The sequence below is a fragment of the Agrococcus sp. KRD186 genome (assembly GCF_017168255.1).
GTDB lineage: Bacteria > Actinomycetota > Actinomycetes > Actinomycetales > Microbacteriaceae > Agrococcus.
The window spans coordinates 1,391,220-1,416,042 of sequence record NZ_JABFAP010000001.1; the positions used below are offsets into that span (position 1 = coordinate 1,391,220).

20 protein-coding genes are annotated in these 24,823 nt (G+C 70.5%); 6 read left to right on the forward strand and 14 right to left on the reverse strand.

Translation table 11 applies throughout. From position 1 onward, the window contains the following. Positions 1-15 precede the first annotated feature (15 nt). Positions 16-1,200: a hypothetical protein gene (locus J1M46_RS06705; RefSeq protein ID WP_206447114.1), complete on the reverse strand. Its 1,185-nt coding sequence runs from the start codon at positions 1,198-1,200 to the stop codon at positions 16-18. After that, positions 1,182-2,294, reverse strand: coding sequence for a succinyl-diaminopimelate desuccinylase (gene dapE, locus J1M46_RS06710; RefSeq protein ID WP_206447115.1), 1,113 nt, complete (start codon positions 2,292-2,294; stop codon positions 1,182-1,184). The genes J1M46_RS06705 and dapE overlap by 19 nt, the downstream gene beginning before the upstream one ends. 23 nt (positions 2,295-2,317) lie before the next feature. Here dapE and J1M46_RS06715 point away from each other — a divergent pair, with 23 nt between their 5' ends. Genes J1M46_RS06715 through J1M46_RS06725 form a run of 3 tightly spaced genes read left to right on the forward strand, consistent with a single transcriptional unit; the run spans position 2,318 to position 5,677 of the window. Next, positions 2,318-3,238: a tetrahydrodipicolinate N-succinyltransferase N-terminal domain-containing protein gene (locus J1M46_RS06715; RefSeq protein WP_206447116.1), complete on the forward strand. Its 921-nt coding sequence runs from the start codon at positions 2,318-2,320 to the stop codon at positions 3,236-3,238. A 58-nt stretch (positions 3,239-3,296) separates the two neighbouring features. Beyond that, positions 3,297-4,073 carry an ATP-binding cassette domain-containing protein gene (locus J1M46_RS06720; RefSeq protein ID WP_206447117.1) on the forward strand — a complete coding sequence of 259 codons (777 nt, stop codon included), beginning with the start codon at positions 3,297-3,299 and terminating at the stop codon, positions 4,071-4,073. Then, the gene (locus J1M46_RS06725) at positions 4,055-5,677 is read left to right on the forward strand and encodes a hypothetical protein (protein ID WP_206447118.1); all 1,623 of its coding nucleotides are present in this window, start codon (positions 4,055-4,057) and stop codon (positions 5,675-5,677) included. The genes J1M46_RS06720 and J1M46_RS06725 overlap by 19 nt, the downstream gene beginning before the upstream one ends. A gap of 52 nt (positions 5,678-5,729) precedes the next feature. Here J1M46_RS06725 and J1M46_RS15610 read toward each other — a convergent pair whose 3' ends face one another. The 7 genes from J1M46_RS15610 to msuE all read right to left on the reverse strand — a co-directional run bounded on the left by J1M46_RS15610 (position 5,730) and on the right by msuE (position 13,179). After that, entirely contained in the window at positions 5,730-6,962 is a 1,233-nt protein-coding gene (locus J1M46_RS15610) for a DUF4143 domain-containing protein (protein ID WP_206447119.1), read from the reverse strand. 141 nt (positions 6,963-7,103) lie between these two features. After that, on the reverse strand, positions 7,104-8,555 hold the full coding sequence (locus tag J1M46_RS06735; protein WP_206447120.1) for an NCS2 family permease: 1,452 nt from the start codon (positions 8,553-8,555) through the stop codon (positions 7,104-7,106). A gap of 97 nt (positions 8,556-8,652) precedes the next feature. Continuing rightward, on the reverse strand, positions 8,653-9,909 hold the full coding sequence (locus J1M46_RS06740; protein WP_342384409.1) for a citrate synthase: 1,257 nt from the start codon (positions 9,907-9,909) through the stop codon (positions 8,653-8,655). Positions 9,910-10,009: 100 nt separating this feature from the next. Next, positions 10,010-11,083, reverse strand: coding sequence for a succinyldiaminopimelate transaminase (dapC, locus tag J1M46_RS06745; protein ID WP_241249045.1), 1,074 nt, complete (start codon positions 11,081-11,083; stop codon positions 10,010-10,012). After that, positions 11,083-11,406, reverse strand: a complete 324-nt coding sequence (fdxA, locus tag J1M46_RS06750; RefSeq protein WP_092918435.1) for a ferredoxin — start codon at positions 11,404-11,406, stop codon at positions 11,083-11,085. Before fdxA ends, dapC begins: the two co-directional genes overlap by 1 nt. Next, positions 11,403-12,497, reverse strand: coding sequence for a PIG-L family deacetylase (locus J1M46_RS06755; protein WP_206447121.1), 1,095 nt, complete (start codon positions 12,495-12,497; stop codon positions 11,403-11,405). Before J1M46_RS06755 ends, fdxA begins: the two co-directional genes overlap by 4 nt. A 79-nt stretch (positions 12,498-12,576) precedes the next feature. Then, positions 12,577-13,179 (reverse strand): FMN reductase, encoded by a 603-nt coding sequence (gene msuE, locus J1M46_RS06760; RefSeq protein ID WP_206447122.1) that lies wholly within the window; start codon positions 13,177-13,179, stop codon positions 12,577-12,579. Positions 13,180-13,300: 121 nt separating this feature from the next. Between msuE and J1M46_RS06765 the strand changes: the two genes are divergently transcribed. Then, on the forward strand, positions 13,301-14,698 hold the full coding sequence (locus J1M46_RS06765) for an LLM class flavin-dependent oxidoreductase (protein ID WP_206447123.1): 1,398 nt from the start codon (positions 13,301-13,303) through the stop codon (positions 14,696-14,698). 95 nt (positions 14,699-14,793) lie between these two features. On the opposite strand, the gene typA is transcribed toward J1M46_RS06765, so the two are convergent. Together typA and J1M46_RS06775 are read right to left on the reverse strand one after the other, a co-directional pair. Continuing rightward, a complete protein-coding gene (typA, locus tag J1M46_RS06770) occupies positions 14,794-16,695 on the reverse strand; it encodes a translational GTPase TypA (RefSeq protein WP_206447124.1) in 1,902 nt (633 codons plus the stop codon). An 84-nt stretch (positions 16,696-16,779) separates the two neighbouring features. Beyond that, the gene (locus J1M46_RS06775) at positions 16,780-18,678 is read right to left on the reverse strand and encodes an ABC transporter ATP-binding protein (protein ID WP_206447125.1); all 1,899 of its coding nucleotides are present in this window, start codon (positions 18,676-18,678) and stop codon (positions 16,780-16,782) included. 62 nt (positions 18,679-18,740) lie between these two features. Here J1M46_RS06775 and J1M46_RS06780 point away from each other — a divergent pair, with 62 nt between their 5' ends. Then, positions 18,741-19,358 carry a PH domain-containing protein gene (locus J1M46_RS06780; RefSeq protein ID WP_177220343.1) on the forward strand — a complete coding sequence of 206 codons (618 nt, stop codon included), beginning with the start codon at positions 18,741-18,743 and terminating at the stop codon, positions 19,356-19,358. A gap of 14 nt (positions 19,359-19,372) precedes the next feature. On the opposite strand, the gene J1M46_RS06785 is transcribed toward J1M46_RS06780, so the two are convergent. The 3 genes from J1M46_RS06785 to J1M46_RS06795 form a co-directional block, all read right to left on the reverse strand. Next, positions 19,373-20,365, reverse strand: a complete 993-nt coding sequence (locus tag J1M46_RS06785) for an ABC transporter permease (protein WP_342384305.1) — start codon at positions 20,363-20,365, stop codon at positions 19,373-19,375. After that, complete coding sequence (locus J1M46_RS06790) at positions 20,362-21,903, reverse strand: ABC transporter permease (protein WP_206447126.1); 1,542 nt, start codon at positions 21,901-21,903, stop codon at positions 20,362-20,364. The genes J1M46_RS06785 and J1M46_RS06790 overlap by 4 nt, the downstream gene beginning before the upstream one ends. 142 nt (positions 21,904-22,045) lie before the next feature. Next, positions 22,046-23,851, reverse strand: a complete 1,806-nt coding sequence (locus J1M46_RS06795; protein ID WP_206448619.1) for an ABC transporter family substrate-binding protein — start codon at positions 23,849-23,851, stop codon at positions 22,046-22,048. Between the two features lie 176 nt (positions 23,852-24,027). Between J1M46_RS06795 and J1M46_RS06800 the strand changes: the two genes are divergently transcribed. Continuing rightward, positions 24,028-24,798, forward strand: coding sequence for a CPBP family glutamic-type intramembrane protease (locus tag J1M46_RS06800; protein ID WP_206447127.1), 771 nt, complete (start codon positions 24,028-24,030; stop codon positions 24,796-24,798). Positions 24,799-24,823: the final 25 nt, after the last annotated feature.

Sequence of the window (24,823 nt, forward strand, 5' to 3'; positions counted from 1 at the left end):
CCTCTGGCGCGTGTGCTAGGGAACCGTCCAGTCCCGACCGTCCACGTGCCAGCAGAACCAGATCCACACCGGCTGCAGCATGATGCATGCCGCGAGCAGCATGGCTCTCGCCCAGGCGGGCCGCACGGCTGCGAGGATGGCCGCCGCCGGGAATATGGGCATGAGGAGGCGCCAGGTGGACGACTGCGGGAACCACACCGCGGCGAGGTAGAGCAGGTAGGCGATCACCCACAGCCTGCCCTCGATGCCGACGCCACGCGCCCACGGGCCTGCCAGCAGCAGCACGGCGGCGAGCACGATCCCGGCCAGCCAGAGCGGCCACCAGGCGCCGAACCACCACTCGAGCCCGATCGGCCAGGGCGTGAGCGGCACCAGCTCCTGCCTGCCGATGTACGCCGAGCGCCAGCTCAGCTCCGTCTCGAGGTACGAGGTGAGACTGCCGGTCGCGATCGTGCAGACGATCAGCCAGCCGAAGCCCCAGAGTGCGCTCCACGCCCCGAGCCCCACGAGCATCCGCCGCTCCGCGACCGGGAAGCCGTCCCGGTCGCGGAACCAGCGCATCAGGAACCAGAGCCCGAGCGCGAGCGCGAAGGCGAGCCCGCCGGGCCGGGTGAGCGACATGATCGGGATGAGCACCCACAGCCACTCCCAGGCGCGCAGCCGCCAGGCCAGCAGCGCGCCGGCGAGCAGCAGGAGGAACAGCGACTCGGCATAGCCGAGCTGGAAGACCGGCGCCAGCGGCGAGAGCAGCACGAGCGCGAGGGCGAAGCGCTCCCTCCCGGGCGCCAGCTCGGCGAAGAGCCGGTAGGCGACGAGCGCGAACGCGAGCGAGGCCGCCACCGACAGCAGCACGGCGGCACCCTCCCAGGGCAGCCCCACGAGCATCAGCACCCTGGCGAGCATCGGGTAGACCGGCATGAACGCCCAGGCGTTCTCGCCCACGTGGCCGGACTCGTCGAGCGGCAGCTCGGTCGGGTAGCCCGACATGGCGACGATGAAGTACCAGTGGGCGTCCCACATGGTCGAGTAGTCGAGCAGGTCAGGGCGCGCGGGGGTCCAGGCGCTCAGCTCCTGCCGCCCGGCGAACGCGCCGAGGAACGCGGTGCTCACCAGCCGCGACACCGCCCAGAGCGCGAGTGGCCACAGCCACCAGCGCTCGCGCGTCCGCGCGCGCGGCTCCGTCAGGCTCGCGAGAGCCACGTGCGCAGGCTCTCCTCGGCCGCGACGATCTGCGCGATCGGCACCGACTCGTCGTCGGCGTGCGCCTTCGAGGGGTCGCCGGGGCCGAAGTTCACCGCGGGGATGCCCAGCGCCGAGAAGCGGGCGACGTCCGTCCAGCCGTACTTCGGCTGCGGCGTCGCGCCGACCGCGGCGATGAACTCCTGCGCCAGCGGGGCGTCCAGCCCGGGCCGGGCACCGGCCGCGGCATCCACCACCTGCACGTCGAAGCCCTCGAAGAGCTCGACCACGTGCGCGGTGGCCTCCTCGAGCGAGCGCGAGGGCGCGAACCGGTAGTTGACCTGCACGACGCACTCGTCAGGGATGATGTTGCCGGCGACGCCGCCCGAGATCGCCACGGCGTTGAGGCCCTCGCGGTAGCGCAGCCCGTCCACGTCGATCTCGCGCGGGCGGTACGACTGCAGCACCTGCAGGATCTCGGCGGCGTCGTGGATGGCGTTGTGCCCCATCCAGGCCCTGGCCGAGTGCGCGCGCACGCCGCGGGTGCGGATCTCGGCGCGCAGCGTGCCGTTGCAGCCGCCCTCGATCTGGCCGTTCGAGGGCTCGCCCAGGATGGCGAAGTCGGCCTCCATCAGCTCGGGGCGCGTGAGGGCGAGCGTGCGCAGGCCGTTGTGCTCCTCCCCCACCTCCTCGTGGTCGTACCAGAGCCAGGTCACGTCGAAGACAGGCGCGGCGAGCTCCACCGCGAGCTTCAGCTGCACGGCGACGCCGGCCTTCATGTCGACGGTGCCACGGCCCCAGAGGTGCTCCTCGCCGTCGACGACGAGCGGATGCGTCGGCAGGTTGCCGTTGACCGGCACGGTGTCGATGTGGCCGGCCAGCACGACGCGGCGCGCTCGGCCCAGGTTCGTGCGCGCGACCACGGTGTCACCCACGCGCGTCACCTCGAGATGGGGTGCCGTGCGGGCCGCAGCCTCGATCGCATCAGCGATCGTCGCCTCGTTGTCGGAGACGGACTCGATGTCGCACAGCTGCCGCGTGAGCTCGACCGAGGTGGCGCGCGGGTCGAGCACGGCGGGCTGGAGTGCGGCGGGCAGCGGCGAGGGGTCCGTCATGGCCACCAGCCTAGACTTGAGGCATGGCTCGCCCCGCACACGGACATGCACTCGTCACCGTCTTCGAGGGGCGGGCGCTCGACGCGTGGTTCCCGGCCCCGGTGCTCGGCTCGGCCGCAGGAGATGCGCAGTGGATCGGCGGCGGCCACCTCGACGAGCTCACCGGCCCGGTGCCCGCGCGCGGCGTCGTGATGGAGCTGCGGCACGTCGAGATCGACCTCGACGAGGCCCCCGCCTCCGTCGAGGACGCCTACCTGCGGCTGCATCTGCTCAGCCACCGGCTGGTGCAGCCGAACTCGATCAACCTCGACGGGATCTTCGGCGCGCTGCCGGTGGTCGCGTGGACCAACGGCGGCGCCGTCGACCCCGACTGGGCGAACGAGCGCCGCGTCGAGCTGCAGCGCGCCGGCCTGCAGGTGCAGGTCGTCGACCGCTTCCCGCGCATGACCGACTTCGTCATCCCCGCGGGCGTGCGCATCGGCGACGCCAGCCGCGTGCGGCTCGGCGCGCACCTCTCGCCCGGCACCGTGGTCATGCACGAAGGCTTCGTCAACTTCAACGCAGGCACTCTCGGCGCCTCGATGGTCGAGGGGCGCATCTCGCAAGGCGTGGTCGTCGGCGACGGCACCGACATCGGCGGGGGCGCCTCGATCATGGGCACCCTCTCGGGCGGCGGCAAGGAGCGCGTCGCGCTCGGCGAGCGGGTGCTGCTGGGCGCCAATGCGGGCGTGGGCATCTCGATCGGCGACGACTCGGTCGTCGAGGCCGGGCTCTACGTCACCGCCGGCACGAAGGTGACGCTCGTGCCCGGCGGCGAGCAGGTGAAGGCACTCGAGCTCTCCGGCAGGCCGGGCCTGCTGTTCCGCCGCAACTCGGTCTCGGGCGCCGTCGAGGTCGTCGCCCGCGACGGCAGGGGTGTCGAGCTGAACGCCGCATTGCACTGATCCCACCGCGCGGCACGGCGCGCAGGAGCCCGCCGTCGCAGCAGGGCAGAATCAGAGCGTGCTTCCCGATGCGACCGCTCCCCCGATCCTCTCGCTGCGCGAGCTGAGCAAGCGCTTCGGCCAGACGCTCGCGGTCGATCGGCTCTCGCTCGACGTGCCGCGCGGCAGCCTGTTCGGCCTGCTCGGCCCCAACGGCGCCGGCAAGACCACGACGCTGTCGATGGCGACCGGCCTGCTGCGGCCCGATGCCGGCACCGCCGTCGTCGACGGCGCCGACGTCTGGGCCGACCCGCCGGCGGCGAAGGCGCGCATGGGCGTGCTGCCCGACGGCGTGCGGCTGTTCGACCGGCTCACCGGTGCGGAGCTGCTGCGCTACCACGGGCTGCTGCGCGGCATGCCCGAGGCCGATGTCACCGCCCGCGCCGGCGAGCTGCTCGCGGCGCTCGGCCTCGCCGAGGCCGCCTCCACCCTCGTGATCGACTACTCGGCAGGCATGCGCAAGAAGATCGGGCTCGCCTGCGCGCTCATCCACGCGCCGCGACTGCTGCTGCTCGACGAGCCCTTCGAGGCCGTCGACCCGGTCTCCGGCGAGACCATCCGCGAGATCCTGCGCGGCTTCGTCGCCTCCGGCGGCACCGTCGTGCTCTCGAGCCACGTCATGGAGCTGGTCGAGTCGCTCTGCGACCGGGTCGCGATCGTCGCGCAGGGCCGCATGCTCGCCGCCGGCACGCTCGACGAGGTGCGGCAGGGGCAGCCGCTGCAGCGCCGCTTCCTCGAACTGGTCGGCACGCAGGCGCTCGACGCCGAGAGCCTGTCATGGCTGCGCTCCTCGTAGGCCTGCAGCTGCGGCAGTACGGCCGCACGCTCACGCGCAGCCCCTGGGCGATCGTCACGCTCGTGCTCGCGGTGCTGGGCGCGCTCGGCGCCCTCGGCCTGGTCGCGACGACCATGGTGCTGCTGCGCGTCACGCTGCCGCAGACGGGTCCGGATGCGGTGGTGGTGCTGGGCAGCACGCTGGTCGTCGGGTGGGCGATCGCGAGCGTGCTCATCTCGGCCGACGACGCGCTCGCCCCCGAGCGCTTCGCCATGCTGCCGGTGCCCGCGCGGCGGCTGCTGCCGGGCGTGCTGCTCGGCGGCGCGATCGGCGTCGGCGGCATCGGGACGCTATTGGCGCTGCTGCTGACCCTGATCGGCTGGAGCATCACCTGGCCGGCGCTGCTCGCCGCCGCGCTGCTCCTGCCGCTGCAGCTGCTGACCTGCCTGCTCGCGGGCCGGGCGCTCGCTGCCGCGCTCGCGCGGCAGCTCGCCAAGCGCAGCGGGCGCGACCTGATCGTCGTCATCGGCAGCGTGCTGGGCATCTCCGCCGGCATCGTCGTGGTGGTGGTCGCCGAGGGGGTGCGGGCGCTCGGGTCGACCGACTCGCTGCTGGGCGCGGTCGCCGGCACGCTCGCCTGGACCCCGATCGGCGCCGCGTGGGGCGTGCCTCGTGCCGTCGCCGACGGTGCGCTGCTGCCGGCTGCGGCGCAGCTGCTGGTCGCGCTCGCGACGGCCGCGCTGCTGTGGCTCGTGTGGGCGCACGACTTCCGCAGCCGGCTCACCGCGCCGATCGTCTCCGGTGGCGGCGGCCGGGTGCGCAGCGGCGCCTGGATCGACCGGCTGCTGCCGGCGACGCCCGTCGGCGCGATCGCCGCCCGCGGCCTGCGCTACCGCCTGCGCGACCCGCGGCACCTCGTGAACGTGATCGGCGTCGTGCTGCTGCCGCTGCTGATCCTAGGCCTGAACGTCGTGATGGGCACCACGGTCGAGGTCGAGCTGGGCGAGGGCGTCGCCGATCTGGGGGCGTTCGGCGACGTGGGCCCGATGCTGCTGCCGCTGCTGGGAGCCATCGTGCTGATGTCGGTCGGGCAGCTCGACACCGCGTACGACAGCTCTGCGCTCGCGGCGCACGTGCTCACGGGCGTCTCCGGCACCGCCGACCGTGCGGGCAGAGCGCTGGGCATGATCGTGCTGTTCGGCCCGCTGCTGACCGTGACGGCTGTCGTCACCACGGCGATCTCCGGGCGCTGGGAGCTGCTGCCGGCGTCGCTCGGGGCGACGCTGGGCACCGCGGCGCTCGTGATCGGCGCGGGCAGCGCGATCAGCCCGTGGATGCCCGGGCAGACGCCCGCCCCCGAGGCGAGCCCGTTCGGCACCGGATCATCCGGCGGCGCGCAGGCGCTGCTGGGTGCGCTGCTGATGCTGCTGGTGATCCTGACAGCCGGTGCGCCGGCGATCGGCACCGCGCTCGCCGCGGCCTGGTTCCCATTGCTCGGCTGGGTCAGCCTCGCCATCGGGCTCGGCCTCGGCGCCCTCGCGATCTGGCTGGGCGTTCGGCTCGGCGGCAGGGCGCTCGACCGGCGCTGGCCGGAGGTGCTCGCGGCCGTCACCCGCGAGCACTGACGGGCAGCGCCGAGACGCATCCCCAGCGCGACACCGGGCTCGCCCAGGTGCTTCATGGCGAGAGTGCGCCGATCGCTACGACGTTCACTCCATCGGCTCGACGATAGGACGCCCCGGTACCCGTGACGACGGTCAGCACCGGAGCGTCGCGCTCGTCGACATTCTCGGCGAACGCCTTCAGTGATGCAGCCGCCATCTCCACCGGCGCCTCGCCCGCGCCCAGCTTCACTTCGAATGCCGACCACTGCCCGCTCGGGAGCTGCACGATCGCGTCAACCTCGCGGCCGGCGGAGTCACGCGCGTGATACACCGAACCGCCGAGCGGCTGCGTCAGCACCCGCAGGTCATGAACCACGAGCGACTCAAAGAGTTGGCCGGCGAATCCCGGATCCCGCCGAAGCGCGGTCGCATTGCCTCCGACCAACGCCAATGCAAGCGACGGGTCGCAGAGTTGTCTCTTCGGCTCCTTCCGCAGCGTCGCCGTCGAGCGCAGGTGCGCTGACCACGCCGGCTGGTCCTCGACGACGAAGATGCGGGAGAGCGCGTCGAGGTACTCGCGAACGACATCGCGCGAGAGTGAGGTCTCATCTCGGGCGAGCGTCGAGACAGTCGCCTCGGTGGCTATCGAACGCGCCAGGGCGACCATGAGCCGATGCACGCGCCCGGGATCGCGGTCCTTGCCTGCGGTGCGGATGTCGACCGAGGCGACCGTGTCGGCGTAGTCGCGCAGGTTTGCATGCACGGCGGAGTCAGGCAGTCCGACGAACCCAGGCCAACCGCCTCGTGCGATCCGAGCGAGCAGCGCATCGAAGTCGAGCTCGGCGGTCGACGCGCGCGGTGCCGATCCGTTCAGCAGGTCAGCGACAGACACCGTGGCGTCCGAGTCTCCGCTCTCGAACAACGACATCGTGCGCATCCGCAGCCGCGCGAACCTGCCTGCCCCGGAGTGCCTGACCGCGTCGGATGCTGGTGCAGTCGATCCGGTGAGCACGAACTGCCCCCGCTCGGGCGCATCGTCGACCGCTCGCCGTACTGCGTTCCACAGCTCAGGATGGACCTGCCATTCGTCGAGCAACCGGGGCCTTGCCCCCTCGAGCACCAATGCAGGATCCGCCTGGACCTGGCCCGCGACCGTCGGATCAGTGTCGACCCGAACGATGCTGGAGACGTGGCGCGAGGCCGTCGCGGTCTTGCCGCACGCCTTCGGGCCCTCGACGAGCACCGCACCCGCGCGCCCCAGTGCCGTATCGAGTTCGTGATCGGCGACACGTTCGATGTACTCCACAGCTTCACCTCACCACCGCCGTCACACTGCGACGATCTCGGTCGTCAATTCAGCAGCAAACCAGTCGTCAGATTGAAAGCGTATCAGTCGTCAATTTGCCGCCCAGACTGTCGTCAGTTCGAACGGCGCGGAGCATCGGGCTCACGCGAGCAGCGCCTCGATGGGGCCTCGCGCGAAGAAGACCACGAACAGGATCGCGACGATCCACAGCAGCGGCGAGATCTGCTTGAACTTGCCGGAGACCGCGTTGACGAGCACCCAGGCGATGAAGCCCACGCCGATGCCGTTGGCGATGTTGTAGGTCATCGGCATCACGACGATGGTGAGGAACGCCGGCAGCGCGATGCGGAAGTCGGTGAAGTCGATCTCGGTGATCTGCGCCATCATCAGCGCGCCCACGACCACGAGCGTCGCGGCAGCCACCTCCAGCGGCACCACGGAGGTGAGCGGGGTCAGGAACATCGCGGCCAGGAAGAGCAGGCCGGTGACGACCGAGGCGAGGCCCGTGCGGGCGCCGTCGCCGATGCCGGCGGCCGAGTCGATGAAGACGGTGTTCGAGGAGGCGCTCGCGCCACCACCGGCCACCGCGCCGACGCCCTCGACCACGAGCGCGCGCTTGAGGCCGGGGAACTGGCCGTTCGGGTAGGAGATGCCCGCCTGCTTCGCCAGCCCGGTCATCGAGCCGATGGCGTCGAAGAAGTTCATGAACACCAGCGTGAAGATGAACATGGTGGTGGCGAGGATGCCGATGCGCTCGAAGGAGCCGAACGAGAACTGGCCGATGAGTGAGAAGTCGGGCAGCGAGAAGATCGCGGTCGGCAGCGCGGGCGGGTTGAGGTTCCAGGCGTCGGGGTTCGTGCCCAGCGAGGGGCCGACCTTGAAGATCGCCTCGAGGATGATCGCGACCACCGTGGCCGCCACGATGCCGATCAGCAGCGCGCCCTTGACCCGCAGCGCCAGCAGCGAGCCCATCAGCGCCAGCGCGATGATGAACACCACCGTCGGCAGCGAGGTGATGGAACCGCCGTCGCCGAGCTGCACCGGGGGCGCGGTGATGCCGGTCGTGCGCACGAAACCGGCGTCGACGAAGCCGATGAAGGCGATGAACAGGCCGATGCCGACCGTGATCGCCGCCTTCAGCGGTGCAGGCACGGCGTCGAAGATCATGCGACGCAGGCCCGTCAGGCCCAGCACCACGATGATGATGCCGTTGATGACCACCAGGCCCATGGCCTCCGCCCAGGTGAGCTCGCCCACCAGGCCGAAGGCGAGGAACGAGTTGATGCCCAGGCCGGCGGCGAGGCCGAAGGGCACGTTGGCGATCAGGCCCATCGCGAGGGTCATCAGCCCGCCCACGAGCGCGGTGACCGCCGCCACCTGGTGGTTGGGCAGCCAGCCGCCCTCGACGTCCACCGCCGCCTGATCGGCCGAGAACCCGCCGATGATGAGCGGGTTCAGCACGATGATGTAGGCCATCGCGAAGAACGTGACGAGACCGCCTCGCACCTCCTGCGTGACGGACGAGCCGCGCTCGGAGATCTTGAAGAAGCGGTCGAGGGCGCTCTTGGGCGCGGCCTGCGTGGTGGTGGTCATGGGTGCTCCGGGTCGAACGCCGGGGCGGCACCGTGCCGCCCCGGCGGCACGCTGTCGTGCTGGGTGGGGGTCGTGCGGCCGGCGGTGCCGGGAACGATCAGATGTGGCGCTCGGTGGGGCCCACGTAGAGCTGCTGCGGGCGGCCGATCTTCGTCTGCGGGTCGAGCATCATCTCGCGCCAGTGCGCGATCCAGCCCGGCAGCCGGCCGATGGCGAACAGCACGGTGAACATGCGCTCCGGGAAGCCCATCGCCTTGTAGATCACGCCGGTGTAGAAGTCGACGTTCGGGTAGAGCTTGCGCTCCTTGAAGTAGTCGTCGGCCAGCGCCACCTGCTCGAGCTCCTGCGCGATGTCGAGCAGCGGGTCGCGCACGCCGAGCTGCGCGAGCACCTCTTCGGCCGACGACTTGACGAGCTTCGCGCGCGGGTCGTAGTTCTTGTAGACGCGGTGCCCGAAGCCCATCAGCTTCACGCCCTGCTCCTTGCGCTTGACGCGCTCGACGAAGCGCTCGACGCTCTCGCCGGAGTCGCGGATGCCGCGCAGCATCGTCAGCACCGCCTCGTTGGCACCGCCGTGCAGCGGCCCGGAGAGCGCGTGGATGCCCGCCGAGACCGAGGCGAACAGGTTCGCATCGGTCGAGCCCACCATGCGCACGGTCGAGGTCGAAGCGTTCTGCTCGTGGTCGGCGTGCAGGATGAGCAGGCGCTCGAGCGCCCGCACCATCACCGGGTTCTGGATGTACTCCTCGGCCTGGATGCCGAAGTTGAGCTTCAGGTAGTTCTCGACGAAGCTGAGCCCGTTGTCCGGGTAGAGGAAGGCCTGCCCGATCGACTTCTTGTGGGCGTAGGCGGCGATGACCGGCATCTTGGCCAGCAGCCGGATCGTCTGCTTGTCGACCTTCTCGGCGTCGCGCGGATCGTGGTCGTGCTCGTAGTAGGTCGAGAGGGCGCTCACGGCGCTCGAGAGGGCGCTCATCGGGTGCGCGTCGCGCGGCAGCGCGTCGAAGAAGCGGCGCAGGTCCTCGTGCAGCAGCGTGTGCCGGCGCACGCGCTGGTCGAAGGTGGCCAGCGCGTCCTCGCTCGGCAGCTCGCCGTAGATCAGCAGGTGCGCGACGTCGAGGAAGGTCTTCTGCTCGGCCAGCTCCTCGATCGGGTAGCCGCGGTACCGCAGGATGCCCTCGTCGCCGTCGATGTAGGTGATGGCGCTGCGAGCGCTCGCCGTGTTCACGAAGCCGTAGTCGAGCGTCGTGTAGCCGGTCTGGCGCGTCAGCTTCGATGCATCGATCGCCGAGCGGCCGTCGGTCGCCTCCAGCACCTGCAGCCGGGTCGATCCCCCATCGTGCTGGAGCGTCACGAATCGATCCGTCTCGCGGGCAATGGGCGGTGCGGTGTCCTCGGTCGTCACGAAAACAGACTACCGGTCGTCGGACGGCCGCATCTCACAGCGCTCCCCGTCACCCGCGCAGGCGCGCCGCGGCCTCCGAGATGTGCGCATCGGATGCGGTGAGCGCGACCCGCACCCGGGTGCGGTCGCCGTAGAACGAGCCGGGCGCGACCAGGATGCCCAGCCGCGACAGCGTGTCGAGCTGCACGAGCGCATCCGTGCCGTCGGTGGCCCACAGGTACAGTCCCGCGTCGGAGGAGACGTCGAAGCCGTGCTCGCGCATCGCCGACAGCAGCAGCGCGCGGCGGGCGCGGTAGCGCTCGCGCTGCTCGGCCACGTGCGCCGCGTCGCCGAGCGCCACCGCGAGCGCGTGCTGCACGGGGCTCGGAGCCATCAGGCCCAGGTGCTTGCGCACGGCGAGCGCGCGCTGCACGACCCGGGGGTCGCCGGCGATGAAGGCCGCGCGGTAGCCGGCGAGGTTCGACTGCTTGCTGAGCGAGTACACGGCCACGAGCCCGGTCAGGTCGCCGTCCGTCACGCGCGGATCGAGGATGGAGGGCGCCTCGTCGACCTCCCAGGGCAGCAGGGCGTAGCACTCGTCACTCGCGACCACGATCCCCCGCTCGCGGGCGGCGTGCACGACGCGCCGCAGCGCATCCACCCCCAGCACCTCGCCGGTGGGGTTCGACGGCGAGTTCAGCCAGACGAGGCGGGTGGCCGCCGGCCAGTCGTCGGGATCGTCGGCGCGCACGGGCTCGGCGCCCGCGATGCGCGCCCCGATGTCGTAGGTGGGGTAGGCGACGGCGGGGTGCACGACCACGTCGCCCGCGCCCAGCCCCAACTGCAGCGGCAAGCCCGCGACGAGCTCCTTGGAGCCGATCGTCACGAGCAGCTGCTCGTCGCCGATGCCCGGCACGCCGCGCACGCGCGCGAACCACTCGGCGATCGCGGCGCGCGCCTCAGCGGTGCCGTGGTTGGTCGGATAGGCGTGCGCGTCGGTCGCCTCGCGCAGGGCCGCCTGGATGAGCGCCGGCGTCGGATCGACCGGCGAGCCGACGCTCAGGTCGATGAGGCCGCCGGGGTGCAGCGCAGCGCGGGCCTTGGCGCCCGCGAGCGTGTCCCACGGGAACTCCGGCAGCAGCATCAGTCGTGCTGCTGCGGCGGCAGCGCGGCGACGATCGGGTGATCGTGCTTGATCACGCCGACCTTGGCGGCGCCGCCGGGCGAGCCGATCTCGTCGAAGAAGTGCACGTTGGCCTCGTAGTACTCGGCCCACTCCTCAGGCGTGTCGTCCTCGTAGAAGATCGCCTCGACCGGGCACACCGGCTCGCACGCACCGCAGTCGACGCACTCGTCGGGGTGGATGTAGAGCATCCGCTCACCCTCGTAGATGCAGTCCACCGGGCACTCGTCGACGCACGCGCGATCCTTGAGGTCGACGCACGGAAGCGCGATCACGTAGGTCATCGGTCCATCTCCCCTTCCGTCCTCTGCTTCGATGCCATCCTAATCCGCCGCCGCGCTTCGGCATCCGGCCACGCCAGCGCGAACAGCGATGCCGCGGCGGGCACGAGCGACCAGAGCCAGCCTGGGAGGTTGGAGGGCACGAGGGAGCGCTCGGTGCCCCAGGCGCCGCGCCCGAGCGGGTCGATCGCTATGACGGCGACCACCCCGACCAGGCCGATGACCGCCGCGAACGTCATCGGCCGGGAGCCGCTCGCGGCGCGGATGCCGGTGATCAGCCCCACGGCCGCGATGAGCGAGAGGCCGAGGCCCCACGGCAGCTGCTGGTGCGAGAAGGTGCCGACGACGCCGACCACCGCGCCGGCGACGAGCGCCCCCACGCGCAGCGACCATCGGGTGCGGCGCTCCGGCCGGGTCTCGATCAGCCGGTAGTGCTCGACCGTGTCGATCGGCCGTCGCTGGCCGCCGACGTGCACCACGTCGTCGCCCTCCACCGTCAGCTGGGAGCGGTGCTGCGCGAGCGCATCAAGCACCCGGTCCTTCACCGGCGCGAGCGGGAAGGAGACGTCGGCGGCGGACTTCGCGCGCACGTAGAGCGGCAGGTCGTAGCGCCGAGCGACGATCACGGCGGCATGGTGGGCGGCGACGTGATCGGGGTGGCCGTAGCCGCCGTCGGCGTCGTAGGTGACGAGCGCGGTCGGGTCGATCTCCTCGACGACGAAGCCCAGCGCATCCGCCAGGTCGTCGACATCGGCGCGGCTCAGCGAGGTCGGGGGCGCATCGGGCGCTGCCTGTGCCTTGCCGCTGCGATGCCAGGCCATGCCGGAGTCGTCCCAGCCGTGGATGCGGCGGCCGCGTGCCCCGAGCGCGCGCAGCGCCGCTTCGAGCTCGGCGCGGCGCACCTCGCCGATGCCGATCTCGTCGACCGCCGCCTGCGCCTCGGCGCGGATCTCGCCGCGCTCGCCGAGCGTGAAGGTGACCACGACCGCATCGCCGCCGCCCGCGGCGACGGACGCGATCGCGGCACCGGTCGAGAGCGTCTCGTCGTCTGGGTGGGCGTGCACGAACATCACGCGCTCGAGGCGGGGATCCATTGCCTCCCATCCAACCACCCCCCACGCTCGCGCTCGGACGCGCGTGCACGACGCGGCGCCGCTGCCGAGCGGTGGGCGGCTACCAGGCGGTGGGACGCACGGGCGCCGGGCGCCGGGCCAGGTAGGGCAGCGCCCGGTCGGCGGCGGCCTCGATGCGCTCGAGCACCTCCGGGCACCGCACCCGCTCGCCCTCGAACTCCGCGCTCGATGCGTAGACGCCCACCGGCAGCGTGAGCGCCTGGAAGAAGGCGAACAGCGGGCGCAGCTGGTGCTCGATGGTCAGCGCGTGTCGGTGCGAGCCACCGGTGGCGGCCAGCAGCACCGGGGTGTCGATCAGCGCGCGCTGGTCGACGAAATCGAAGAGGTGCTTGAACAGCCCGGTGAAGCTCGCCCGGTAGACCGGGCTGCCGACCACCAGCAGGTCGGCGGCCTCGATCGCCTCGATCGCCTGCTCAGCGCCGACCGGCAGCGCCGCGCGCTCGAGCGCACCGGCGAGATGCGGGCCGACCTGGGCGAGCTCAACCACCTCGATCTGCGCATCGATGCGGGCGGCCACGGCATCCGCGAGCGCGGCGACGAGCGCCGTGGTCGACGACGGCCGATGCAGGCTGCCGCTCACCGCGACGATGCGCAGCGGCTCGGCGACGAGCGGAACCTGCGCGAGAGAAGCGTGATGCGTCATGGCCGCCACCGTAGGCGCCGGCGGCGGCGCCAGGGCGACTGTGACGGAACGTGACGGTCCGTGACCTCGCGCAACGCGGAGCCGTTGCCACCGGCCGCGAGAGGACGCGACGATGCCGGGCATGACACGAGAGATCCGCTTCAACGCCTTCGACATGAACTGCGTCGCGCACCAGTCCTCCGGGCTGTGGCGCCACCCCGACGACCGCTCACGGCAGTACAACACGATCGGCTACTGGACCGAGCTGGCCCAGCTGCTCGAGCGCGGCCACTTCGACGGCCTCTTCATCGCCGACGTGCTCGGCACCTACGACGTCTACGGCGGCGACCGCACCGCGGCCGTGCGCAACGGCGCGCAGGTGCCGGTCAACGACCCGATCCTGCTCGTGAGCGCCATGGCCGCCGTCACCGAGCACCTCGGGTTCGGCATCACCGCCGGCACCGCCTTCGAGCACCCCTACCCCTTCGCGCGCCGCATGACGACCCTCGACCACATGACGAACGGCAGGGTGGGCTGGAACGTCGTCACCGGCTACCTGCCCAGCGCCGCCCGCAACATGGGGCAGGCCGACCAGCTCGCGCACGACGACCGCTACGACCATGCCGACGAGTACCTCGAGGTGCTCTACAAGCTGTGGGAGGGCTCGTGGGAGGACGACGCCGTGGTCGAGGACCGCGAGCGCGGCGTCTTCGCCGACCCGGCCAAGGTGCACGACATCGGCCACGAGGGGCGCTTCTTCTCGGTGCCCGGCGCCCACATCTCGGAGCCCTCCCCGCAGCGCACGCCGGTGATCTACCAGGCGGGCGCCTCGCCCCGCGGCGTCGCCTTCGCGGCAGAGCACGCCGAGGCGATCTTCGTCGCCGCGCCCTCGAAGGAGGTGCTCGCCGGCACCGTGCGGCGCATCCGCGACGGCCTCGAAGCGGCCGGACGCGACCGCTACTCGGCCCGCATCTACACGCTCGTCACGCTCATCACCGCCGCCACCGACGAGGAGGCGCTGGCGAAGGAGGCCGAGTACCGCTCCTATGCCAGCGAGGAGGGCGCACTGGTCTTCCTCTCTGGCTGGATGGGCATCGACCTCGCCGCCTACGACCCCGCCGACCCGGTGGGCGACGTGGAGTCGAACGCCGTGCAGTCGGTGCTGCACAACCTGCAGGCGGAGGCCGACCTGGGCCGCGAGTGGTCGGTGGGCGATCTCGGCCGCCACTCGGCGATCGGCGGCCTCGGCCCGACCATCGTCGGCAGCGGCGAAGCGGTGGCGGATGCGCTGCAGTCGTGGGTCGCGGAGACAGACGTCGACGGGTTCAACCTCGCCTACGCCGTCACGCCCGGCACCTGGGAGGACGTCATCGAGCACGTCATCCCGGTGCTGCGGGAGCGCGGCGTCTACCCCTCGGAGTACGAGCCCGGCACGCTGCGGCAGAAGCTGCACGGCCGCGGGGATCGCCTGCCGGACGAGCACCGCGGTGCCGGGCACCGCATCCGCTCCTCTGCTGCCGCAGGCGTCCCGGCCTCCTGAGCGCAGGCGCCGGCACGACGCAGTCGGACCCCTTCTGCCGTCACGGATCCGGGCGTCGGGTCCATGGAGGCGGAAGGGGTCCGCGCTGGCGCTGGCTAGGCCTGCTTCTTGAGGCGGCTCGCCTCGCGGCCGCGCGTGACGGCGTCGAGGTTCACCTTGCGGATGCGCACGTTGTTGGGCGTCACCTCGACGCACTCGTCGTCGCGCGCCCACTCGAGGCACTCCTCGAGCGAGAGCTGCCGTGGCGGCGTCAGGCGCTCGAGCTCCTCACCGGTCGAGGACCGGATGTTGTTGAGCTTCTTCTCCTTGGTGATGTTGACGTCCATGTCGTCGGCGCGCGAGTTCTCGCCCACCACCATGCCCTCGTAGACGTCGTCGCCGGGCTGGATGAAGAAGACGCCGCGCTCCTGCAGCGCCATGATCGCGAACGGCGTCGACACGCCGCTGCGGTCGGCGACCAGCGCGCCGTTGTTGCGCGTCGTGATGGTGCCGGCCCAGGGCCGGGTGCCGTGCGAGATGGCGTTCGCGATGCCGGTGCCGCGCGTGATGGTCATGAACTCGGTGCGGAAGCCGATCAGGCCGCGCGAGGGCACCACGAACTCCATGCGCACCCAGCCGGTGCCGTGGTTCTGCATGCCGTCCATGACGCCCTTGCGCGCGGCGAGCAGCTGGGTGACGGCGCCGAGGTACTCCTCCGGCGCGTCGATCGTGAGGTGCTCGAAGGGCTCGTGCAGGACGCCGTCGATCCTGCGCGTGACCACCTGCGGCTTGCCGACGGTGAGCTCGAAGCCCTCGCGTCGCATCTGCTCGACGAGGATCGCCAGCGCCAGCTCGCCGCGGCCCTGCACCTCCCACGCGTCGGGGCGGCCGATGTCGACCACGCGCAGCGAGACGTTGCCGATCAGCTCGCGGTCGAGGCGGTCCTTCACCATGCGGGCGGTGAGCTTCGCGCCCTTGATCTTGCCGGCGAGCGGCGACGTGTTCGTGCCGATCGTCATCGAGATGGCCGGCTCGTCGACCGTGATGGTCGGCAGCGGGCGCACGTCGTCGGGATCGGCGAGCGTCTCGCCGATCGTGATGTCGGCGATGCCCGCGACGGCGGCGATGTCGCCGGGCCCGGCGCTCTCGGCGGGCACCCGCTCGAGTGCCTTGGTCTCCAGCAGCTCGGTGATGCGCACGTTCTGCACCTCGCCGTCGTGCCGCACCCAGGCGACCGTCTGGCCCTTCTTGAGCGTGCCCGCCTTGATGCGCAGCAGCGCGATGCGGCCGAGGAAGGGGGATGCATCCAGGTTCGTCACGTGCGCCTGCAGCGGCGCCTCGTCGTCGTACGTGGGCGCGGGGATGTGCTCGAGGATCGCGGCGAACAGCGGCTCGAGGTTCTCGCTCTCGGGCAGCTCGCCGTTGGCGGGCTTGACCGTGGAGGCGCGGCCGGCCTTGCCGGATGCGTAGACCACCGGAACGTCGAGGACGGCGTCGAGGTCGAGGTCGGGCACGTCGTCCGCGAGATCGGAGGCGAGGCCGAGCAGCAGGTCCTGGCTCTCCTCCACGACGGCGTCGATGCGCGCGTCGCCGCGGTCGGTCTTGTTCACCAGCAGGATCACGGGCAGCTTGGCCTCGAGTGCCTTGCGCAGCACGAAGCGGGTCTGCGGGAGCGGGCCCTCGGAAGCGTCGACGAGCAGCACGACGCCGTCGACCATCGACAGGCCGCGCTCGACCTCGCCGCCGAAGTCGGCGTGACCCGGGGTGTCGATGACGTTGATGGTCACGGGCTCATCGGTGTGCTCGCCCGCGTACCGAATGGCGGTGTTCTTCGCGAGGATCGTGATGCCCTTCTCGCGCTCCAGGTCACCGGAGTCCATGACGCGTTCGTCGACCGCCTGGTGCGCGGTGAAGGATCCGGTCTGGCGAAGCATCGCGTCGACGAGGGTGGTCTTGCCGTGGTCGACGTGGGCGACGATCGCCACGTTGCGGAGGTCTGATCGCGAGGCGATCGGCATGCGGGTGCCTTCCGGTGTGAGGAATCTGCGACGAACGGCCGCGATCGCCCATCCTAGCGGGCGACCGCGGCCGTGCAGCGCGACTCAGACGTTGCGCTCCTCCTCGATCGCCGTCTCGGTCTTGCGGCCGTCCACCATCGTGTCGACGTTGATGACGTCGCCGGCGTCCTGCTCGCCGGACTCCTCGGAGGTGCGGGCGAGCACCTGCTGCCGCAGCTCGCGGCGCGCGCGCTGCTTGTCGGGGTCGGGCACCGGGATGGCCGCGATGAGACGCTGCGTGTACGCTTCCTGCGGTGCGCGCAGGATCGCGTCGCGGGATCCCTGCTCCACGATCTTGCCGTGATGCATCACGGCGATGCGGTCGCTCATGATGTCGACCACCGCGAGGTCGTGGCTGATGAACAGGCACGCGAAGCCCTGCTCGCGCTGCAGCTCCTGCAGCAGCTCGAGCACCGTCGCCTGCACCGAGACGTCGAGCGCGCTCGTCGGCTCGTCGGCCACCAGCAGCTCGGGGCTCATCGACAGTGCGCGCGCGATGCCGACGCGCTGCTTCTGCCCGCCCGAGAGCTCATGCGGGAAGCGGTTGCGGTAGTTCTTCGGCAGGCGCACGGCGTCGAGCAGCTCCTCGACGCGCTTGTCGAGCGCAGCACCGCGGTGGATCTTCGCCAGGTACATCGGCTCGCCGATGGACTCGCCGATGGGGAGCCGCGGGTTCAGCGACGACGACGGATCCTGGAAGACGATGCCGACCTTGCGGTTGAGGCTGCGCGCGATCTTGCGATCGATGCGCGAGATGTCGACGCCGGCGACCTCGAGCCGTCCCTCTGCGATCGGCTGCAGGCCGATCGCAGCTCGGCCGATCGTCGACTTGCCGGAGCCCGACTCGCCCACGAGGCCGAGGATCTCGCCGGCGTGGATCTGCAGCGAGGCGCCGTCGACGGCGCGGAACGCACCCAGCTTGCCCTTGCTGCCGTACTCGATCGCGACGTTGTCGAGCACCAGCACGGGTGCGCCCTCGTGCACCTTCTCGTCCCGACGGGCAGCTTCCGCGACGCGGGCGTTGGCCTCCACACGCTGCTGCAGCTCCGCGTCGCTGTCGTCGTGGGCTGCCAGTGCCAGGGCAGCGGTCAGATCGATCGCGTCTTCCTTGTCGGCGCCTTCGCCCAGCCGCGGCACGGATGAGAGGAGCATCTGCGTGTACTGCTCCTTCGGCGCCGCGAAGATCTCCTTCACCGGGCCCTGCTCGACGATGACGCCCTTCTCCATCACGACGACCCAGTCGGCGAGGTCGGCGACGACGCCCATGTCGTGCGTGATCAGCAGCACCGCTGAGCCCAGCCGGTCCTTCAGTGAGCGCATGAGCTCGAGGATCTCCGCCTGCACCGTGACGTCGAGCGCCGTGGTCGGCTCGTCGGCGATCAGCAGCTCCGGATCGAGCGAGAGCGCCATCGCGATCATGGCGCGCTGCCGCTGCCCGCCAGAGAGCTGGTGCGGGTACGACTTGAACGCCTTCGTCGGGTCGGGCAGCTCGACCAGGCCGAGCATCTCGAGCGCACGGACCTCAGCCTGGCTCGGCGTCATGCCGCGGTGGAGGCGCAGCGATTCCATGATCTGGAACCCGACCGTGAAGACCGGGTTCAGTGCCGTCATCGGCTCCTGGAAGATCGCGGCGACACGATTGCCGCGCACCTCGCGCATGGCACCCGGCGACATGCCGCGCAGGCTGTCGCCCGAGAGCTTGATGTCGCCGCTGATGCGAGCGTTCTTCGGCAGCAGATCGAGGATCGCCATCGACGAGACGCTCTTGCCGGAGCCGGACTCGCCGACGACGGCGACGACCTCGCCGCGACCGATCTCGAACGAGACGTCCTTCGCAGCCGGGACCCAGTAGCCGTCGACCGCGAAGGCGACGTTGAGGCCCGAGATGTGGAGCACGGGCACGTCACCGGCGGCGTGCTGGATGGTGTCAGTCTGGGATGTCATGCCGCCTCCTGCAGCGGGGTGTCGGATTCGCCGGGCGCGGTGGCGCCTGCGACGATAAGGCTGTGAACGACGATCTGCGTGCTGTGACCGTCCATTCCCGCGTCAACCGCGGCTTCGCGATCGCCTCGTGGGCGCTGCTCGCGGTGCTCGGCGTGCTGCTCGCGCTGCAGTCGCAGCTGCAGGGCGTGGTCGCGACCGCCATCGTGGTCGCGTGGTTGGCGTACGCCGCGTACGCCGGGCTGTGGGCGCCGGCGCTCGAGGTGGGTGCGCGCGGTGCTCAGATCCGCAACCCGCTGCGCACCATCTCGGTCTCCTGGGATGCGCTCATCCACGTCGACACGAAGTACTCCCTCACGCTGCACACGCCCGGACGGGCGTGGCCCGTCTGGTGCGCGCCGCAGGCGAGCGCGCTCGCCGCGCGCCGAGCCGCCAAGCGCGTGCGCGACGACCGCGACCCGCGCGACCCCCGCAGCGCGCTCGACAGCGGCATCCCCGTCGGCGACCTGCCCGGCACCGAGTCGGGCGATGCTGCGGCGCTCGTGCGCCAGCGCTGGGAGCAGCGCCCCGCCAGTCGCGTCGACGCCGACGACGTCGCCGTGCCCGTCACGGTGCACTGGGGCCGTGTGGCCGCACTGGTGGGCGGGCCCGTGCTCGCGGCCACCGTGCCGCTGCTGCTCTGAGGCAGCGCCGCGGGTCACGATCGCTGCTCCGTGGTCTCAGGCAGCTCCTTGGTGCGGCGGATCGAGAACCGCTTCTGGCGCGGGTCGAACGCGTCGCGCAGGCCGTCGCCGATGAAGTTGATCAGCAGCGCCGGTGCGACGGTGAAGAACGCCGGGTACCAGAACAGCCACGGCCGGGTGGAGAAGGCCGACTGGTTCTCGGAGACCAGCAGCCCGAGCGAGCGCTCGGGTGCGTGGATGCCGTAGCCCAGGTAGCTCAGCGCCGTCTCGAGCAGGATCGCCGCGGCGGCGATCAGCGAGGCCGCGACGATCACCACGCCCATCGCGTTCGGCAGGATGTGCTTGAAGATGATGCGAGCGTCGCTCGCGCCGGCGACGCGCGCCGCCTCCACGAACTCGCGCTCGCGCAGCGACAGGAACTCGGCGCGCACGAGACGGGCGATGCCCATCCACGCCACGAGCCCGAGGGCGATGGCGAGGAACGAGACACCGAGGCCGCCGGTCATGCGGCCGACCACCGCGCCGACGACGATCGTCGGGATGACGATGAAGACGTCGGTGATGCGCATCAGGATGGCGTCGACCCAGCCGCGGTAGTAGCCCGCGATGGCGCCCACGACGGTGCCGAGCACGGTGGCGACACCGGCGAGCAGCACGATCACGACGAACGAGTTCTGCACCCCGCGCATGGTGGCGGCGAAGTAGTCGACGCCGATGCGGGTCTGCCCGAAGGGGTGATCACCGAGCGAGATGCCGCTGCCCCCCAGCCACTCAGGGATGATCGAGAGCGTGGGCCTGCCCTCGTCGGCGGTGGGCATGGGGGCGTAGAAGTTGTAGTGCCACCAGCCCGGGATCGGGCCCAGCCCGATCGCGGAGATCGAGAACCCGAAGATGGCGATGAGCAGCACGAACGAGACCATCGCGGTCTTGTTCGTGACGAAGCGCCGGAAGATCAGCCGAGCCTGGCTCTGACCGACCTCCGCGTCGGAGATTGCGGTGTTCGTCACTTGACCCTCACTCTCGGGTCGAGGAGCGCGTAGCTCAGGTCGGCCAGGAAGTTGAACAGGATGGCGGTGATGGCGATCACGATGAAGTACCCCATCACCGGATTCACATCCACGCGGTTGAGCGAGATGTTGAACAGCGCGCCCATGCCGCTGATCGCGAAGACGCGCTCGGTGATGAGCGCGCCGCCGAGCAGCACGCCGATGTCAGCGGCGACGATCGTCGTGATCGGGATGAGCATGTTGCGGAACGCGTGCCGCGTGATCACGACGCGCTCGGAGAGGCCCTTGGCGCGGGCGGTGCGGATGTAGTCCTGGTTCATCACCTCCAGCAGCCCGGCGCGCGCGTAGCGCGTATAGCCCGCGAACGAGATGAGCGTGAGCGAGATGGTCGGCAGCAGGAAGTGGGTGAAGGTGTCGAGGCCCATCAGCCACATGTCGCCCGAGAGGCCCACCGTCTGCTCGCCGACCGTCGCGATGGGACGGTTGTTGATGCGCGGGCTCGCGAGGTACGCGGGCCAGGACTGCAGGTAGCGGTCGGCGACCACGAGCAGCGAGCTGAGGAAGCCGACGAGCATCGTCACCCGGATGACCTGGCCCCGGTCGGGGCCGCCGATCACCCAGCCGATGACGAAGCACACCGCGAGGGTCGCGAGGCCGAGGATGCCGATCGTCCAGATGGTGGAGATGGCGAAGAGCCCCTGCAGCGCGAAGAACGCAGCGTATGCCAGCACACCTGCGATGCCCGCACCCAGCAGCGCCCGGCGGTTGCCGAACCCTGCCAGCACCGCGGTCACACCGACGACGATGCCGACGATGAGCAGCAGTATGCCGCCCCAGCCCAGGCCCGGGTTCTGGAACCAGTCGATCGCGTCGAGGAAGTACAGCAGGCCGAAGGTGGCACCGCCGGAGATCGCGAACGCGATCACCCGGTTGCGAGCGGAGCCGGCGACGAGCGCCTGCATGATCGCGCCGACGATGAGGGCGACCACGAGCGTGGGGATGAAGCCGATACTGGAATCGCCGCTGGAGATCCAGTTGTTGAAGTCGATCGCGACGAACTCCTTCAGGAGCACGGCGGCGAGGAACGACGGCAGCGAGTAGAGCAGGAAGCTGACGAAGGTCATGCCCAGGTCGAACGCCGAGTACTGGCGGAGGGCCGAGACGATGCCCGTGATGATGCCGAAGATGATCGCGAGGATCGTGGCGGCGGAGACGAGCCGCACCGTTGCGGCTGCCGCGTTCGGCAGGAGCTGGGTGACCGCGGTGTAGTTCAGGTCGGTGCCGAGGTCACAGGGCGTGAAGGGCGTCAAGCACCCGGCAGCGCCTGCGAGCCAGCCGAAGAACCGCAGTGGAGGCGGCACATCGAGGTTGAGGCGCTCGATGCGCTGGCCGATGAGCAGCTGTGCGTTCGGGGCGTTGGATCCGCGGAGATCCATCAGTGGATCGCCGGAGTACGCCGTCAGGATGTACATGATGAAGGACGCCACGACGAGCGTCAGGATCGAGGCAAGGATGCGCCTCACTATGAAGCTGAGCATGTGCTCTGCAGCTCCGATCTCTCGCGACCGCGCGGATCTCGCGCGATCGAGGACGGACACGGGTTGGCCGTGGCTGCCGGGACCTGGGTCCCGGCAGCCACGGCCGGATAGGACTAGCTGGGAATACTATCTCCCGTCAGCGTCAGCCGACGAGCGACCACTCCCAGGTGTTCCAGATGGCGCCCGTCTGGCCGCCGTTGTAGACGACACCGTCGACGGTGCCGTTCGTCGCGACCAGGCCGGGGACCTGGAAGAGCGGCAGGCCGTAGAAGTCCTGACGCGTCAGGCCATCCATCTCGACCATGATCTCGTCGATGCGAGCCTCGTCGCCGATGATCGTCTGCGACTCGTCGACCAGGGCGTCCACCTCGGCGTTGGAGTAGCCGTTGTAGTTGCCACCGCCACCGGTCTGCCAGATCTGCGGAAGGCCGGCGTAGCCGACACCCGACGAGATCCAGCCGAAGATGGAGGCGTCGTAGCTGCCGCTGCCGAGCAGCGAGCCCCAGTCGGCCGAACCGGCGTCCTCGACCACGAACCCAGCTTCAGCCGCGCTCGCCTGGATCAGCTGGAAGGCGTCGACGCGGTTGGGGTTGTTGATGTTGTAGAGGATGCTGACCGTCGGCGTGGCGCCGGCGAGCAGCTCGGTGGCGCGCTCGATGTCGGGCTCCGCGAAGTCGCTGTAGCCGTTCGACGCGATGGCGTCGGCGTACTGCGGCTGGTTGGTGACGAACATCTGCGAGTTCAGCACCTCTGCATCCGCCTGCACCGGCGTGACGATCGAGTCGAGGATCTGCTGACGCGGGATGGTGAGCAGGAACGCCTCACGCACGGCCGGGTCGGAGAAGACCTCGGAGTTCATCGTCAGGTCGAGGTGGTCGTAGGACAGCTGCGAACCCTGGATCAGGGTGCCGCCGAAGGCCTCGATAGCAGCGAGCGTGTCAGCCGAGGGCTGCGGCTCGATGATGTCGACCTCACCGTTCTGGAGAGCGGTGATCTGCGCGTTCGGGTCACCGATGAAGCGGATGATCAGCTCGTCGAACGTCGGCTGGTTCTCGCCGCGCCACTCGGGGTTCGGCTCGAAGGAGATGAAGCCACCGTCGTCAGCCTGGAAGTCCTTCGGGACCCACATGCCGGCGCTGACCAGCAGGCTCTCGTCCGTCGGCATCGACGTGATGTTGTAGCCCGTGTTCCAGAGCTCGGCGAGCGCCGTGAGCTGCTCGTTCGCCTCGGCCGGAGCCTCGGGGTCACCAGCAGGCGTCTCCTCGAGGAAGGTCGCGAGCGCCTCCACCGACTCGAAGCCGGCCTGCTCGGCGAAGACATGCGCCGGCTTGCCGATCAGGTTGACCAGGTTCCAGTCGACGTACGGCTCGCCATAGGTGAGCGTCAGCGTGCCGGCCTCAGCGTCGATCTCCGGGAACTCGGTGGTGTCGAGCCCGGTGGTCGAGCCTGCGAGCTGGAAGTACTGGTTGCCCTCGGCGACGGTGCCGTCCTCGGCGTAGGTCGCGTCGTCGAACCAGCCCGAGCCGATCGCCCACGACAGCAGCATGTCGGTGGTCGACATGGCCGTGCCGTCGGACCAGACGGCCTCGGGGTCGAGCGTGTAGGTGACGACCAGCGGGTCTTCGCTGACGAGCTCGACGGTGGCATTGGTCTCGTCGGGGACGACGTTGAACTCGCTGTCGACGTAGAACATCGAGCCGGGGCCCGTGGCGTTGCCCATCAGGTAGTCGACCATGCCGTTGGTGTTCAGGTTGGCATCGGGTGTCGCCGACGTCAGCGCCGTGACCGCGTTGGTCTGAGCGATGCTGATCGTGCCGCCCGTGGTGGCTTCACCGCTGTCGCCGGACGCGCCGGGCTCGGGGGTGGTCGTGGTGCAGCCCGCGAGCGCGACCATAGCGGCAGTGCCGATGGCCAGCCCGGCGAGCGCGCGACCGCGACGCCTCATCATGTGTGTCACTGGTGTTTCCTCCTGTGCAGGGTGAGCGCACGGCCGCAAGAGCCGCAGTGCTCGTTGAGATACGGGCAGTCTATGCACGCCGATGCGGGCGGAACGGCCAGGTGACGTGATCGTTACCAAGTTGGTGCTTACACAACCCTGAGGTGCGACGGCGCTAGCGTTGAGGGGTGTCTGCCACTCTTCCCACCCGGCGCCGGCTCGCGACCGAGATCGCACTGGTGCTGCTGCTGTCCCTGGGCGCGAGCGCCATCTGGGCGGTGCTGCAGTTCGTCGACGTCTCGACGCGACCCACCCCGATCGGCGAGCAACAGGTCGCGCTCAACCCGAGCCGCTCCGACCGGGCATGGCTCGACCTCGCCTACCAGCTGACCGGCATCTTCCTCGACCTGGTCCCGATGGCGCTCGTCATCTGGCTGCTGTGGCGCACCCAGCGGCCCCACCTGAGCGCGCTGGGACTGGACGGCACCCGCCCGTGGCGCGACAGCGCATCCGGCATCGCCCTCGTGCTCATCGTCGGCGTGCCCGGCTTGGCGCTGTACTTCGCAGGGCGGGCGCTCGGTCTCACGGTCGATGTCGTGCCTTCGCCGCTCGACGCGTACTGGTTCACCATTCCGGTGCTGCTGCTGTCGGCGCTGCGCGCGGGGCTCACCGAAGAGGTGATCGTGATCGGCTACCTGTTCGAGCGGCTGCGGCGGCTGGGCTGGGGGACGTGGCAGATCATCCTGTCGACCGCGGCGCTGCGCGGCACCTATCACCTGTACCAGGGCGTCCCGGCGCTGATCGGCAACTTCGCGATGGGTGTGCTGTTCGGCTGGCTCTACGCCCGCACCGGCAGGCTCGTGCCGCTGATCGTGGCGCACGTGCTCATCGACATCGCGGTGTTCGCCGGCTATCCGTGGGCGTACGCGACGTTCCCGGGGCTCTTCGGCGCGGGCTGATCGGCGCACGCGGATGCAGGCGCGG